Source organism: Synechococcus sp. H70.1, from assembly GCF_047502705.1.
Lineage (GTDB): Bacteria > Cyanobacteriota > Cyanobacteriia > Thermostichales > Thermostichaceae > Thermostichus.
Window position 1 is genome coordinate 57,489 of the sequence record NZ_JANSIV010000042.1, and the last position, 13,879, is coordinate 71,367.

The window sequence follows — 13,879 nt, forward strand, 5'->3', positions numbered from 1 at the left end:
GGAAAAAGCTCTGCAATGACTTCGTTGGAAAACAGCCAGCCCTCGGGCGGGATCAGTCGCAGTCGCCCTCCTTCGCAACTGGCCCAACCTTTTTCAAAATAGGGATCTAGACGCCGCAAAGCCTGCTCCACCCTCGCAGGGCCAAAGCGCTGCCGTAAAGTTGCCAAATCCAGCCCTTCCTGCAAACGCAGCCCCAACATCACCGTATCCATCCAGATTTCTTCTGCAGAGGCTGGTGGCGGGAGAGGGTGAACTTGGGCTTTGACCTGTTCAAAATACTTATGGAGAGTTTTCGGCTGTTGAATACGCCGCCCCCCTTCGTAGCCGACCGATCCCATGCCAAAGCCAAAGTAAGGGCGATTTTCCCAGTACACCCGGTTGTGGCGACAGGCATACCCAGGGCGGGCAAAATTGGAGATCTCGTAGTGGATGTAGCCGGCTTGGGTGAGCAGCTCCCGCGCCATCAAGTACATTGCAACTGTGATTTCCTCAGGGGGCAAAGGGGCATCCCCCGGTCGGTACATCCGGCCAAAGCGGGTTCCCGGCTCAATGGTTAAATCATAGATGGAGACATGGGTAGGGTTGATCTCAAGAACAGCCTGCAGCGATTGCTGCCAGTGCGCCAACGTCTGGTAGGGCAGTCCAAAGATCAAGTCCAGGTTGAAATTCGCAAAGCCCACTGCCTGCAAGTCGGCCACAGCTTCGTAAACTTCTTCCACTCCATGCAGGCGACCGCAGGCGGCCAGCAGCTCCGCTTGAAAGGCCTGTACCCCCAGGCTAATGCGGTTAACCCCCAGATCCCGGTAGCCCGCCAACTGCTCCCGCGTCAGGGTGCCGGGGTTGGCCTCGAGCGAAATCTCGCAGTCAGGATGTAAGGGGATCCTCTCCCTGAGTTGAGCCAAGATCCGGCCCAATTGCTCCACCGTCAGCAGGGAAGGGGTGCCGCCGCCAAAGAAAATGCTGGTCAAGGGTTGGGGATCCCCAGCCAAATGGCGGTAGCGGTAGGCCCCCCCAATCTCTTGGCAGAGCACCTGCACATAGGTTTCTATTAGCTCGCGCGTGCCTAGGCCGGTGGCAAAATCGCAGTAGTGGCAGCGCTGCTGGCAGAAGGGGATGTGCAGATAGGCGGCCTCTGGCCAGCCAAGCTGAGTGGAGAGGGCAAAGTCTTCTGCAGAGGCTGCAACCACCATAGCTCCCTACCTTGCTAAAACCACTATACTGGTAGGCTTGTAAGGGATCCCATGAACGCTGTGCGCCTGGCAGTGATTGACTACGAGGCCGGCAACCTGCATTCGGCTTGCAAAGGGCTAGAGCGGGCTGGAGCCGAAGTGCAGCTGGTCACAGAGCCGGCTGGGCTGGCGGCTTTTGATGGCCTCGTTCTGCCGGGAGATGGGGCCTTTGACCCAGCCATGCAGCAGTTGCGGGCGCGGGGCTTTGTGGAGGCTATCCAAGAAGCAATCGAGCGGCAGCAGCCCTTTCTGGGCATCTGCCTTGGGCTGCAGGTTTTGTTTGAGGGGAGCGAAGAGGGGGTGGAGCCAGGGCTGGGCCTTGTACCCGGACAAGTGCGACGCTTTCAACCGGAGCCAGGCCTGCGCATCCCCCACATGGGCTGGAACCAGTTGCACCTCACCCAGCCCCTGTCTCCTCTTTGGGCAGGGATCCCTGACCAAAGCTGGGTTTACTTTGTCCACTCCTATCATGCCGTGCCCGAGGATCCCAGCTGGGTGGTCGCCACTACCCAACACGGCAGCCAAACCTGTGTGGCCGCCATTGCCCGCGGCGCCCTGTTTGCCACCCAATTTCACCCCGAAAAGTCCGGCCCTGTAGGCTTGAAGATATTGCAAAACTTTGTCGAGTTTGTTGCCCGTCGCTTGCCTACTGCCGGCGCCTAGCGTTCCATGAACTACTGGCTGATGAAATCGGAGCCCCGCGTCTACAGCATCTGGGATCTGCAGCGGGAGGGCCAAACCCTTTGGGACGGCGTGCGCAACTACCAAGCCCGCAACTACCTAAAAGCCATGCAGGTGGGGGATCGCGCCTTTTTCTACCACTCCAACGCTAGCCCCCCCGGTATTGTTGGTTTGATGGAGATCCGAGAAACCCAGGTGGTGGATCCCAGCCAGTTTGATCCCACCAGCCCCTACTACGATCCCAAGTCAACTCCTGCAGCGCCCCGCTGGCACACGGTGCGGGTGGAATTCGTCGCCGCCTTTGAGCGCTTGATCCCTTTGGCCGAGTTGCGGGCCACTTTTACCCCTGCAGAGTTGGAGGTGGTGCGGCGAGGTACGCGCCTATCGGTGATGCCCGTTTCCCAAGCTGTTGCAGAGCGGCTGCTGGCCTTGGCGACCTCTTCTCCCTAGCCCTACCAGGTTGGAGCAAGCCAGCCGGGACTCCCTATCCTTGCCAAAACCTTCAAAAGCCAAAGGCTGAGAGGCCCCAGCGCTGCAAGCTCTCGAAAGCGGCGTAGGCCGTTAAATCCGGCTGCAGGGGCGTAATCGACACATAGCCTTCGGCAACCGCCCGCACATCGGAGCAGGGATCCACCTCCTCTTCCACCACCTCTCCTGCCAGCCAGTAGTAGGCCTTGCCACGGGGATCTACTCGTTTCTCGTAGAGATCCGTGTACTTGCGCCAGGCCAGGCGGGCCAAGACCATGCCGCGTATTTCAGCCAGCTCTAGCGGGGGCACGTTGACGTTCAACAGCATCGGCTTCTCTAAAGGCTTCAGGCTCAGCTTCTCCAGCAGCATCAGCACCACCTGGGCCGCCGGCTGAAAATCCTGGTGGGTAAAGCTGGCCAGGCTCACGGCTAGGCTGGGGATCCCTTCCAACAACCCTTCCATGGCCGCTGAGACGGTGCCGGAGTAGAGTACATCGGTGCCCAAATTGGCTCCCTGATTGATGCCGGAAATCACCCAATCGGGAGGATGATCCAGTAGCCCGTCCAGACCCAGCTTGACACAGTCCGAAGGCGTGCCCGAACAGGCCCAGGCTTGCACCTCAGGGGGGAACCCCTCCCGCACCGGATCCAGCCTTAGAGGCTTGTGCAAGGTTAGGGCATGGCCAGTGGCCGAGCGCTCCCGATCCGGACAGACTACGGTCACCTGGTGCCGGCCCATCTGAGCCAGCGCTGCCACCAAACACCGCACCCCCGCCGCCTGAATGCCGTCATCGTTGCTCACGAGAATCTTCATCGGTGCCCCTCCTCACCGCCTCCAAGATCCTGCTATCTACTGCCAAGCCCCCAGCCGGCCAGGAGCCAGGAGAAGAAGAGTGCGGCTTCCGCATGTTACCATTGGACATAGGTCTATAGAGGACATCCGTAGAACCACGGTGTTGCTCTGTAAATCTTAAGTGTCATTATGAAACTAAGGTAAAGCTACTACTGAAGCTTCCTTCCTTCTGGTTTATCCTCCCGTTAGCGTTTCAACCCCTCTTTGTGGCTTGATGAAGCGGAAGAGGCGGTAAGGTTCACCCAGTCGCTCACAGGAAGTTTATCCCATGTCCCTGGTTTCCATCGCGTCAGCAGCAGAGGCTCCAGAATGGCCGGAGCTGTGTCAGTGGGCGGAGGAGCACTACCGCTGTCGCACTTTTCCCAAGGACGTGCGCATCCCCACCCGTCCGGGCTTGGTCTACATCACCCAAGAAGGCGTGGTGCGCCTGGTCAGCCAAACGCCAGAGCGGCGGGAGGTTTTTGTCGGGTTTATCACTGCCGGCATGCCCTTTGAGGTGAGCAATCCGGAGCGCTTTGAGTTGAAAGCCTGTACCCACGTCGAGCACACCACGGTGATGTGGTTTTACTGGCAGGATCTGGAGCAGTGGCCCCATTTGCACCAGAAAGTTCAAGAAAGCTTCCGCCAGCAACTACAACGCAAGTTGCTTTGGTTAGGCAACTTGGGCCAACGGCGGGCCATTGACCGCCTCAAGGGCTTCCTAACGCTGTTGATTGAAGAGTACGGGCAGCCCTGTGAACAGGGGATGTACCTTCCCTGGACGCTGACCCACGCCCAAATTGGGGATGCCATTGGGGCTACGCGCGTAACGGTCACTCGCCTGCTGGGATCCCTGCGCTCGAAAGGGTTTGTGCAGATCCTGGAGCCCAATCTAATTTGCATTCCTAACGAGGTGAAGCTGCAGCCTGTGCCGAAAAGGGCGGCCACTGCTTAAGCTATGGGTCTACAGCTCTACTACCGTGCGTGGGGAGAAGGGATCCCTTCCCTGCCCATCCTATTGCTCCACGGCCATCCGGGCAATGCTGACTGCATGGAAGTTTTTGCTGAGGCGGTGGCGGGGATGCACCCCTGTGTGGCGCCGGATCTGCGCGGCTACGGGCGTTCGCAGGTACGGGATCCCTTTGAGATGGCAGCTCACCTGGAGGACTTGCAGGAGCTGCTGGATCGCCTGGGCTGGCGGGAGTGTCTGGTGTTGGGTTGGTCTCTGGGCGGGATCCTGGCCCTGGAGTTGGCCTTGCGCCTGCCGCAGCGGGTCAAGGGCTTGGTTTTGGTAGCCAGCGCCGCCTGTCCTCGTAGCAACCATCCCCCCATCACCGTTGGGGATCAGCTCAACACCGGCATTGCTTCGCTGCTCAACTGGCTTTGGCCCGGCTGGAGTTGGAACATCAACACCTTTGGCCGCCGCTCTCTCTACCGCTACCTCATCCAGCAACACACCCCAACCGCCTATCGCTACTTGGCCCAGGCAGCTTTGCCCGCCTATCTGCACACCTCTCCCCAAGCCCGCCAAGCTTTACGCGCCGCCTTGCAACAGGGCTACAACCGCGAAGGGGAGCTGCAGCACCTGCGCCTACCCGTGTTGCTCCTAGCCGGCGAGCGGGATCGCCACATCACTGCCGCTAGCAGCCTGGCCACCGCCCGCCTTCTACCCCAGTGCACCTGCATTGTCTATCCCGGGGTCGCTCATCTTTTCCCCTGGGAGATCCCTGAACAGGTAGGACGGGATCTGCGTCGCTGGCTCAGGGCTCAAGACTGGCCAAAGGGAGGCTCTTCCGACCCACCCTCAGCGGGGGAAGCCGCAGCCTGAACCTGGGCCAGCTTTTGTAGCCGGGCAAAGGCCTCTTCCTCCAGCCGGATCTGCTGCTGCTGCTGTTGTTTCCCCAGCGGCTGTTGCAGCGTGCCCAAAAGTAAGGGCTCGGAGACGCCCGGCTCCGGATGGATGACGGTGCGGGCCTGCAGGGTAAACACCGGCGAGCCGGTGGAGAAGCGACCGGAGGACGCCAAATCGCTGGCCGCCTGCTTCAGCGTGAGGATCAGTTGCTCTGGGGTAATGTCCGGGCTGACGGCAATGACCGCTCGCTCTGCCCCTTGGTCATAGACCGTGGTGTAGGGAGCAGCGCCGGGAATGCGGGAGCGAAAGATTGGCCCCAAACTGAGGGCAAAACAGCCCGCCGTCAAAACCAGGGTGAAGGCCGTGTAGCCCACCAGCGAAAACTTCCACGGCCAGTTGCGGAGCCAGGCCAGCAGGGTAAGCAAAGCCAGCAGGCCTGCCACCCCCAATCCCACCTGCGCGGCAGAGGCAAAGAAAGATTGCAAAGACCCATCCATCATTGGCAGGAGAAGAAGTTCGGACTCAGCAGTCTCATCTTAAGCGGCTTGGCAATCCTCTCAACTGCTCGCTGGCTCTGGCCGAGAGGGTAGGGGCTTGCGGCTCCATCTGCCAAACTAGCTCTCGCTGATCCCAGAAGTGCCGGCAGCTCTGTGCCTTTTAGAACTGTTTTTTATGCTACTGAATGAGTATTGCTGGCAAGAAGAACGCTGAAAACAATGCGAAGGAAACGAACGACGGTATCAGCAAGATGGATATAATGCCAGCGAAGCGGCTTGAGAACTGCCGACATGTCATCTTCAACCCTCTTTGATGGAGCGCGTTACAGCCTTGACTCTCCGGATCCCTCGGTAGCCTTGCAAACCGCGAAAGACTCCCTATTTGCCCTGGGCAACCTCATTGCTGGGATCGTTAACGAATACCACGACGTAGTCAGCAACTCCGTGCTGCTGGAGAAGCTGGAAGCCTTTCGGGTTGTCTACGAAGAGGCCGATGCCCGCCTGCGGAAGCCCTCCTTCCGGATTGCCACCATTGGCACCACCTCTTCAGGCAAGTCCACCATTGTCAACGCTCTCATTGGTCGGAAAATCGCGCCTATCGAGGCCCAGGAGATGAGTGCCGGAATCCTACGGATTAGGCACGGCGAGCGGAGCAAGCTAGTTATCCACAATACAAAAGGAGCCACCTGGGAGTGCGGCACCTGGGAAGACCTGAGGGACGAAGAGATCTACAGCAGGCTCAAGCTGACAATGGAGGCTTACCACCAAGAGCGGCGAAAAAAGAGGAAGAAGGAGGATGAAGCCGAGGTAGTCATCCCTCAGATAGACGTTGAGTGTCCGCTCCTTCCTGTCAGGGCTTCTTCTCTGTTAAACCTGCCTGAGGGCTTACAGGTTGAGATTTATGACTTGCCTGGCCTGAACTCAATCCAAGATAGAACAAGCCTCAGGATCATCCAAGAGCATGTCAGCAAGTGCTTCAGCCTCGTTGCACTGGATTACTCTCAGACAGATTGGCAAAGACGAGAAGCCCTCTTGAGAGAGCTAAAGGATGTTGTGGAGTTTCTCCGAGGTCAAACCAGCTTGATGATTTTCTTGCTCAATAGGGTTGACATGCGAAATCAAACCGACAACCCTCTAGAGCAAAAGGTCGAGGAGCTGAGAGAGGAAATTAAGGAGATTCTGGATCTTCCAGAGCTGCCTTTTATCATTCCGCTCTCTGCTAAGGCGCTCTTCTATGCCCAATGTGCCTGGGGAGCCAACTCTTCCGAAGGATCGGATGTGGATCCCAGTACTAGACAATGGATGCTCAGCGCTCTTTTTGAAGACTGTGCTAATCTCATCAGGGCTTCTACAAGAGGTGATAGGGAGCTGAAGTCTTGGATAGCAGACCTTGAAAACAAAGTCGAGGAAGGGCAGGCAATATCTGACAATGACACTAGGCTCTTGCTTGGCTACATCCGAGAGTGGAGCGGCGGCAACTTGCTATGGAGGGCATTGCGAGAAAGGATTCAAGCAGACACTGCAAGAGTTGTTATTCTCCCGGCAGTGCTACAAGTGATCAACTCAGCTAGAGAGATTAGCAGTGCCCTAGATGTCATAATCAATACAAGACGAATTCAGACGCTAGAGGAAGTAGATAGGCAAAGAAAATATATTCAAGAGAGACAAGAGCAATGCAAGGAAGCAATCAATCAAGTTGCCCAATCGTTTATCGCTGACATTACAGACTTACTCAACCAAGTTGCCAGTGCTAGTGGCACTCCTGAGTCCCTATCAAAGATTGAGGAGGAAGCCAGAAAGAAGGGCTGGCAGGGGTTTCCCGATTTTATTGACTTTGTGGACGAGCAAGTTAAAGATTTGATTAATAAAATCATTGCTCCAGTTCGAGATGCACTCAAGCAAGAAATTGGTGTTTATCCGCTAGAAGATTCTCTGAAAGAAGTGATCCCTGCTCACATTGCCAACCTCGTTGCTAGATCTTGCGACGTGACACTCAGAACGTTGAGGGATTGTGAGTGTCAGGGAGACAGCCTGATTCTGAGAGTACCTGTTGAGGAGAAAACCAAAAAGCCTCATGAGAAGATAGAAAGAGCTGAGCGCGCTGTTTTAGCTCTCTACCAATCGGTTAGGGACGCTCTCGAACATAGGGCCGAGTTTCTGTTACAGGCGAAGGCTCAAACTTTTGAGAGATTTGCGAACTCATTGATCTCTCAGCTTATTGCAAACCTTATTGGAGCCGTTGAAGAAATCCTCACAGTCTCCGAGGAAGATAAGCTAGGGATCCAGGAATTGATTCAAACTGGCGTTAAGCTGAGAGGCGAGCCCTTGCGCCTTACGCAAGATGTCTTTCTCTTTAATAAAAGAGCAAAGATAGAGACTACAAAGAAGGACAAAACTACAATAGTCGAGGAGCCTAGTTCTTGCTTTGGAGGCAAGAAGTACAAGATAGCTAAAGTTGGGACGGAGTTCTATCAACAGCTAATTGTACCCAGCTTCGATAAGATGGCTGAGGAGTGGTCAAGCGGAGCAGATGCTGGGAAACAAAGATTGTGGAAAGTCTTACAAGAATGGATAGTAGGTTACATAGAAAAACTAAGAGAGGCTACTCAAGAATTGGTCAGAAAGGCGCTTGATCTTTCTATGGATGAGCTAGAGAGGCAAAGGAAGGTGATTGATGAGAACCTTAGCCAAGCGGTAGCGATGGCCAAAGATCTGGAGAATAGGAAGAATGCAATTGAAAGCCATATTCAGACCTTGTCTCGCATAGGGAGTGGAAGTGATGAGTGAGAACGACAAAGAGCAGAGACAGCTTCTTAGGCTAGCTGCTGTATTGATTGTAGCTATCGTCGGTGGTGCTGTTTGGGGGCCAGGGGGGGCTGTTGTTGTAGCATTACTTTTGCTTGTAGCAAGTTCGCCTTTGCTTGTAGCAAGTTCGCCCGAAAATTTGCCCGAACCCAAACCTTCCGAACGCGAAAGTTGGGTCGTGCTAGCCTTGAGGGCTAGCCAGTTTCGCGAATACTTTTCTCACCTTTCTCCCGGACAAAAAATAACAGAGAAGAATGCGTGTGAGCTTCTGTATAAAAGCTCAAAGTATATCTGGAGAGGCACACAGAAAGAGTTTGAGGCTCTGAAAGAGGAAGTCGAGAAGTTTCCGGCTGAAAATCTCAATGATGAAAGTGCTTTTTATCTAGTGGCCCTCGAGACTGACGAGGAGCTTCCTGGACTTCGCAAAGATGCGAGTCCTCTTGAGCGAAGGGATGCGTTTCTGGCTCTAGCCGGTAAAGCAAAGATTGTCTGGATCTCCCCCCCATTGCATTTAAACTCCTTTGCCAACAAGGGTTTCTACCTTGTGTAACCGGAACTTTGGGAGCGTAAGTCATGCTCATTCCAACTCTCCTTTTTGCTTCTCCTTCGATTGTCAGTGGGCTTTTGGATGGATCCCTGGTTCGCTACGGTGGCGTTGTTCGAGAAGCTGCCACGGGTCGCATCGTCAAGCATTTGGCCGAAGCTCCTGGCCTGACCAGCTTGCTGATGAATGCGCCGGTATCTCCTGAATCCGTGATTAATGCCCTTGGTCACCAAGCCACTCATCGAAAGCTTGAGGTTTTGCAGCAGACTGCCACCAAGATTTTGGGGCTTTCTCAGGTAGCTGCTGGCGCTAGCGTTTTAAACCTGGGGGTTAGCGCTATTGGCTTTACCTACATGCATTTCCGCCTGAATCAGTTGCAAGACTCTATTGCCCGCCTAGAGAAGATTGTTAGGGAAGGGATCCAAGACATTCAGCAAAAGCTAGATACACTTTCCGACCAACTGGCCTATTTGCAAGCTTTGGCCGTTCAGAGTAGAGCCGAAATCCTATTGGCTATCTCCAATTTGCAGCGTGCCCTTTTCATCCAAAGTCTTGCCAAGCTGCAGGCGGAGCTGGTTAGTTTGCACCGATTCCCAGAGGCTTCTCCTCGCGATGCCCTTAAGGCGCTGGCGGAAGCCCGCATTTTTTTCTCCGACCAAGCCCATCAGATCCCTGTTGAGCGCCAGGCCCACTGCCTACTGCTTGGCGATATTGCCCTCAAGGGTTGGGCAGTTTCCCTAGCGGCGGAATCCCAGCTTCTGCTTAAGCATGGGTACCTGCAAGATGCCGTCGATGCCCTGGACTTCGAGGTTCCTCGTTTCCGGGAACTAAGCGAAAGGTGGTGTGCCGCTCTCTTGCCGGCGGATCGACCTCAGCTCCGGACGGCCTATACGTACAAAGCTCCCGGCTTTGCCGGCCGCATCTCTAGCGAGCGCATCCAGCGCATTGCTCGTCTTTCCCCATTTGATCGAGCGCTTACACCGGAGCAGCGCTTCCTTAGGGAAAAGAATCTTTCTGTCGAGTTTCAGATGACCTACTTCCAAGAGCTGGACAAGTCTTGGTACCTTTCTCAAGCGGCTTTAGCTGAATACTTAGACACCCTCAGCGAGCTCACGGAGCGCCTTGAAAGTCTCCAGTCTTTTGCTCGCCTCTGTCGGGAGCTTAACCAGGCGGATCCGTACCGGTTGATCCCTTCTGAACCCCAAAGTCTCTATCTACTGGCTGCCGAGTAAAGTGGTCAGCCCACCTCGCGGGCAGCCCGCACCAGCAGTCCCGCCATAATTAGTCCAGAGAGAGTTGAGCTGCCGCCGTAGCTAAACAGCGGCAAGGGCACCCCTGTAGTTGGCAGCAAGCCAGTGACCACGCCGATATTCAGCAGTGCCTGCCCCACCAAAAACATCAAACAGCCACAGGCCACCAGCCGCGTGGGCAGGTCGAGACAGCGCCGCATGACCCGCAAGCTTACCCAGGTGTAGGCGCTCAATAGCCCTAGAAAGAAGAGGGATCCCACCAGGCCAAACTCTTCTGCATACACCGCAAAGATGAAATCCGTGTACTGGATGGGCAAGTAGAACAGCTTTTGCAGAGAAAGGCCATAGCCTTTGCCCCACCAGCCCCCTGAGCCAATAGCCAAAAGGCTTTGCACCAACTGGTAGCCATCCCCTTGGGCATTCCCCCAGGGATCCAAAAAGGCAAGGATGCGCCGCCGCTGGTAGTCTTTGCTGAGAATGCTCACCACAGCCGCCAGGATCCCCAGTCCTGCTGTAGCCAAGAGGGTAAAAACGGGGAGCCCGGCAGTCCAGGCCATGACCCAGAGGGTAAGGCCGCAGATGGCGGTGGTGCCCAAGTTGGGCTGGAGGAGGATCCCTAGCAGCGCCAAAGCAAAGAGCCCAACCCAGACGCCGCGAAACCAGGCGGGGTAGTAAAACCAACGGCCAAACACCCAGGCCCCCTGCAGCACCAACAGAGGCTTGAGCAATTCCGAAGGCTGGATGACCACCGGGATCACCTTCAAATCCAGCCAGCGGCTGGCATCCAGGCGGGAAACCCCCAGCCCCGGCACCTGGGTAGCCCAGACTAAGCCAATGCCCAGCAGACAGAGGATCCCGGCCCAGGGGAACCAGCGCCGCAAAGGGATGCGCACCAGAAGTGCGAAGCAGGCCAGCCCCAGCCCTGCCCAGAGCAACTGGCGCTTAAAGAAATAGAGGCCATCGCCAGTAGTCTGCTGCGCCACCGGGTAGGAGGCCGAAAACAGCATCATCAAGCCCACTGCCAGCCAAACCAGCGTCAGCCAGCGCAGCCAGCGCGCTTCAGCATTCCAGGGATCCCACAAGGGCTTGGCAACAGGCGCGGAAGTGGTGGCCACGGTGCTCGAAGCTGGGGTACTGGTCAAAGCTGGCACAAGCGGGCGACAGCAAAACGGTAATGGGCCGAGCGGGATCCGCCAGGGCTTGCGCTAGGGAGCAAGCGGCTGCAAAGGCCCTTTCCACCGCTACCTCTAGAGTTGGCAGGATCTCGACGTCAGTATAGCGGATTGCCCGGAGAGCCTGGGCCAGGGCAGGAGCAGCCTCCCCAATGAGCAACACGCGGGCCACCTTAGCCTGAATAAGCCGCAGCCAGGCCGAGGGGTCCCCCTGTTTGGCCCTTCCACCGGCAATGAGGATGATGGGCGGGGAGAGGGCGTTGAGGGCCACCCAGCCGGCCTCGTAGTTGGTGGCTTTGCTGTCGTTGACAAAGCGGATGGGGGTGGATCCCACCTGGATTTGGGCTACCCGCTCCAAGCGATGGGGCATGCCAGCAAAAGAGCGGATGGCTCCCTGAATGGCAGTGTTAGGGATCCCGGCCAGATGGGCAGCCGCTGCCGCCAAGAGCAAGTTCTGCAAGTTGTGAGGACCAGGGCAGCGCTCGGCAAAATCCTCCAGCTCCGCCACCGCTTCCCCCTGGATGTAAAGGGTGCTCCCCCGCAGGAAGACATCCGCTTGCGGATCTTGCAGGGAAACCCAGTAGGTGTTTTCCCAGTCTCGCCGCCGGCGAAAGAGGTAGGGATCCTCGCCGTTGACCACCCGCCACTGGGCCCGCTCCAGCAGCCGCGCCTTAAAGCCGGCGTAGCGCTCCAGGGTGCCGTGCCGCTCTAGGTGATCGGGGGTGAAGGTGGTCCATACCCCAATGCGGGGTGGGCTGCCGGGGGAGCTCTGCATCAGACGGCTGCTGGCCTCCAGTTGGTAGCTGCTTAGCTCTGCCACGATCCAATCCGGCCGCCGCTGCCCTTGCCAGGTCTCCAGCGCCACCTGAGACAGAGGTAAGCCAATGTTGCCGCAGGGGATCCCTTCTAGCCCTCCCGCTTTAAACATCTCCGCCACCAGGGCCGTGGTGGTGCTTTTGCCGTTGGTGCCCGTGATCCCTACCCAAGGCAGATGCTCAAGGAACTGCCAGGCCAGCTCCGCCTCTCCCACCACCTCGATCCCTTGCCGACGCGCCTCTTGCAGCAAGGGGTGATCCCAGGCAATGCCCGGGCTGACCACCACCTGCTCCACTCCCGGCAGCAGTTGAAAAGGCTGGCCCAAGTGGACAGGGATCCCTTCTTGTTCCAGCTCTGCCTGCCGTTGCCGCAAGAGCTCCGAATCCTGCTCGTCCCAAACCCACACCTCTTTTCCTTGGGCCCGCAGCAGCCGTGCAGCCGACCAACCTGCGATCCCCAGTCCCAAAACCTGATGGCCCACGTCTATCCCCTTGGAACTTTGGCTTGCAGATGCATCTTACGGCTCTGGCCGCCCTCTAGAGCGCGGCGCGGGGCTAGGGATGGGGGCGACAGAGAAAGGAGAGCACCTCGCCCATGAGACGGTTTATGGCTTGGTACTTCTCAGGGGGAGCTGAGAGAATCTCTGCTTCCGACTGCACATAGGTAGATGGCAATAACTCGTTGCGGCAGTGGGAGACAAGCCCCTGCACCAATTCTGGCGTGGTTTCCAAGTGAAACTGGAGGCCAATCACTGAACGCCCAAGCTGAAAGGCCTGGTTCTCACAGCCTTCGCTTTTGGCAAGGTGAATTGCACCAGGGGGCAGCTCGAAGGTTTCCCCGTGCCAGTGAAAAACCTCAATCGAGGGCGGAAAAGGAAAGGCCAGCTCGTTCGCTGGTTGGATCCCTTGCACGGGCCACCAGCCTATTTCCTTAACACGATTTGGAAACACTCGGCTACCCATTGCGCTGGCAATCAGTTGCGCCCCCAGACAGATGCCCAAAATGGACTTGCCGGCCTCGATGGCATTGCGGATAAACTCCTTCTCCTGCACCAGCCAAGGGAACGCGCTTTCGTCATTGGCACTCATGGGGCCACCCATGACGATGAGCATGTCAAATTCATCCAGGCTCGGCAATCTTGTCGATTCAAAGAACTTTGTGCCCGTTACAGGGTATCCCTTGGCTTTGAGCCAGGACTCTATGTAGCCGAGACCTTCAAACGCCACATGTTGTAAGTAATGGGCCCGCATGCTGATTTCAATGACTAACCCCCTAGCCTAGCACAGCTCCTGTGGCTTCCTTGCTGGCAGTGTTTCCGAGACTAGGAGACTAAGTCTTCTAGGACTAAGTCTGGGATGAAATTATACAAGTTAGCCAACCTTTGTACTCGCGCGGAAGTTTGCCCAACAGAAGGACGGGAAGTGGTTTTCCTGGCCTCTGAAAGTAGATAACTCTCTAGTGAACTTGCTGACTGCCTCAGACTGCAAGCCTCAACCGCTAGCTCATTTCAAGGTTATTGGCGTACGCAGAAACTGGGCGCTGGCCAGGAGGACTCCCTAAAGCTTTTAGAGAAGACCGCTATGATGGCCTAAAAAGGTTGCAATTTCCAACAGTAAATAGAGTGAGGAAAGCCTCGATTCTACCTCGTAGGGCGCAAGAGAGCCGCACTCGGCTCTTCCGGGGCCATATCCTTGGGCTTTTGCCAAGAGGAGAGCCCCCCTTTGCAATTATTG

General features: G+C 56.6%; 13 protein-coding genes. 7 read left to right on the forward strand and 6 right to left on the reverse strand.

All coding sequences use genetic code 11. The features are described 5' to 3' along the window. Positions 1-1,190: radical SAM family heme chaperone HemW (gene hemW / locus NW827_RS03300; RefSeq protein ID WP_414403626.1), on the reverse strand; the 1,190-nt coding region annotated here is incomplete at its 3' end. Between the two features lie 51 nt (positions 1,191-1,241). On the opposite strand from hemW, the gene hisH reads away from it, so the two are divergent. Both hisH and NW827_RS03310 read left to right on the forward strand, forming a co-directional pair. Continuing rightward, positions 1,242-1,892, forward strand: coding sequence for an imidazole glycerol phosphate synthase subunit HisH (hisH, locus tag NW827_RS03305; protein ID WP_414361396.1), 651 nt, complete (start codon positions 1,242-1,244; stop codon positions 1,890-1,892). Between the two features lie 6 nt (positions 1,893-1,898). After that, positions 1,899-2,360, forward strand: coding sequence for an EVE domain-containing protein (locus tag NW827_RS03310; RefSeq protein ID WP_414403625.1), 462 nt, complete (start codon positions 1,899-1,901; stop codon positions 2,358-2,360). Positions 2,361-2,412: 52 nt separating this feature from the next. Here the strand turns inward: NW827_RS03310 and surE are convergent, their stop codons facing one another. After that, the gene (surE, locus tag NW827_RS03315; protein ID WP_414361392.1) at positions 2,413-3,192 is read right to left on the reverse strand and encodes a 5'/3'-nucleotidase SurE; all 780 of its coding nucleotides are present in this window, start codon (positions 3,190-3,192) and stop codon (positions 2,413-2,415) included. 307 nt (positions 3,193-3,499) lie between these two features. On the opposite strand from surE, the gene NW827_RS03320 reads away from it, so the two are divergent. Both NW827_RS03320 and NW827_RS03325 read left to right on the forward strand, forming a co-directional pair. Beyond that, on the forward strand, positions 3,500-4,165 hold the full coding sequence (locus NW827_RS03320; protein WP_414403623.1) for a Crp/Fnr family transcriptional regulator: 666 nt from the start codon (positions 3,500-3,502) through the stop codon (positions 4,163-4,165). Between the two features lie 3 nt (positions 4,166-4,168). Next, the gene (locus NW827_RS03325; protein WP_414403622.1) at positions 4,169-5,038 is read left to right on the forward strand and encodes an alpha/beta fold hydrolase; all 870 of its coding nucleotides are present in this window, start codon (positions 4,169-4,171) and stop codon (positions 5,036-5,038) included. Here NW827_RS03325 and NW827_RS03330 read toward each other — a convergent pair. Beyond that, entirely contained in the window at positions 4,978-5,547 is a 570-nt protein-coding gene (locus tag NW827_RS03330; RefSeq protein WP_414403621.1) for a Ycf51 family protein, read from the reverse strand. The two genes, NW827_RS03325 and NW827_RS03330, sit on opposite strands and share 61 nt — an antisense overlap. A gap of 303 nt (positions 5,548-5,850) precedes the next feature. Between NW827_RS03330 and NW827_RS03335 the strand changes: the two genes are divergently transcribed. Genes NW827_RS03335 through NW827_RS03345 form a run of 3 tightly spaced genes read left to right on the forward strand, consistent with a single transcriptional unit; the run spans position 5,851 to position 10,140 of the window. Then, positions 5,851-8,346, forward strand: coding sequence for a dynamin family protein (locus tag NW827_RS03335; RefSeq protein ID WP_414403620.1), 2,496 nt, complete (start codon positions 5,851-5,853; stop codon positions 8,344-8,346). Next, entirely contained in the window at positions 8,339-8,914 is a 576-nt protein-coding gene (locus tag NW827_RS03340) for a hypothetical protein (RefSeq protein WP_414403619.1), read from the forward strand. The genes NW827_RS03335 and NW827_RS03340 overlap by 8 nt, the downstream gene beginning before the upstream one ends. A gap of 23 nt (positions 8,915-8,937) precedes the next feature. Further along, the gene (locus tag NW827_RS03345) at positions 8,938-10,140 is read left to right on the forward strand and encodes a hypothetical protein (RefSeq protein ID WP_414361380.1); all 1,203 of its coding nucleotides are present in this window, start codon (positions 8,938-8,940) and stop codon (positions 10,138-10,140) included. Positions 10,141-10,145: 5 nt separating this feature from the next. Here the strand turns inward: NW827_RS03345 and NW827_RS03350 are convergent, their stop codons facing one another. From NW827_RS03350 to NW827_RS03360, 3 genes are all read right to left on the reverse strand, one after another. Beyond that, entirely contained in the window at positions 10,146-11,273 is a 1,128-nt protein-coding gene (locus tag NW827_RS03350; protein WP_414403618.1) for an FtsW/RodA/SpoVE family cell cycle protein, read from the reverse strand. Next, positions 11,218-12,627, reverse strand: coding sequence for a UDP-N-acetylmuramoyl-L-alanine--D-glutamate ligase (gene murD, locus NW827_RS03355; RefSeq protein WP_414403617.1), 1,410 nt, complete (start codon positions 12,625-12,627; stop codon positions 11,218-11,220). Before murD ends, NW827_RS03350 begins: the two co-directional genes overlap by 56 nt. Positions 12,628-12,700: 73 nt before the next feature. Further along, entirely contained in the window at positions 12,701-13,396 is a 696-nt protein-coding gene (locus tag NW827_RS03360) for a type 1 glutamine amidotransferase (protein WP_414403616.1), read from the reverse strand. Positions 13,397-13,879: the final 483 nt, after the last annotated feature.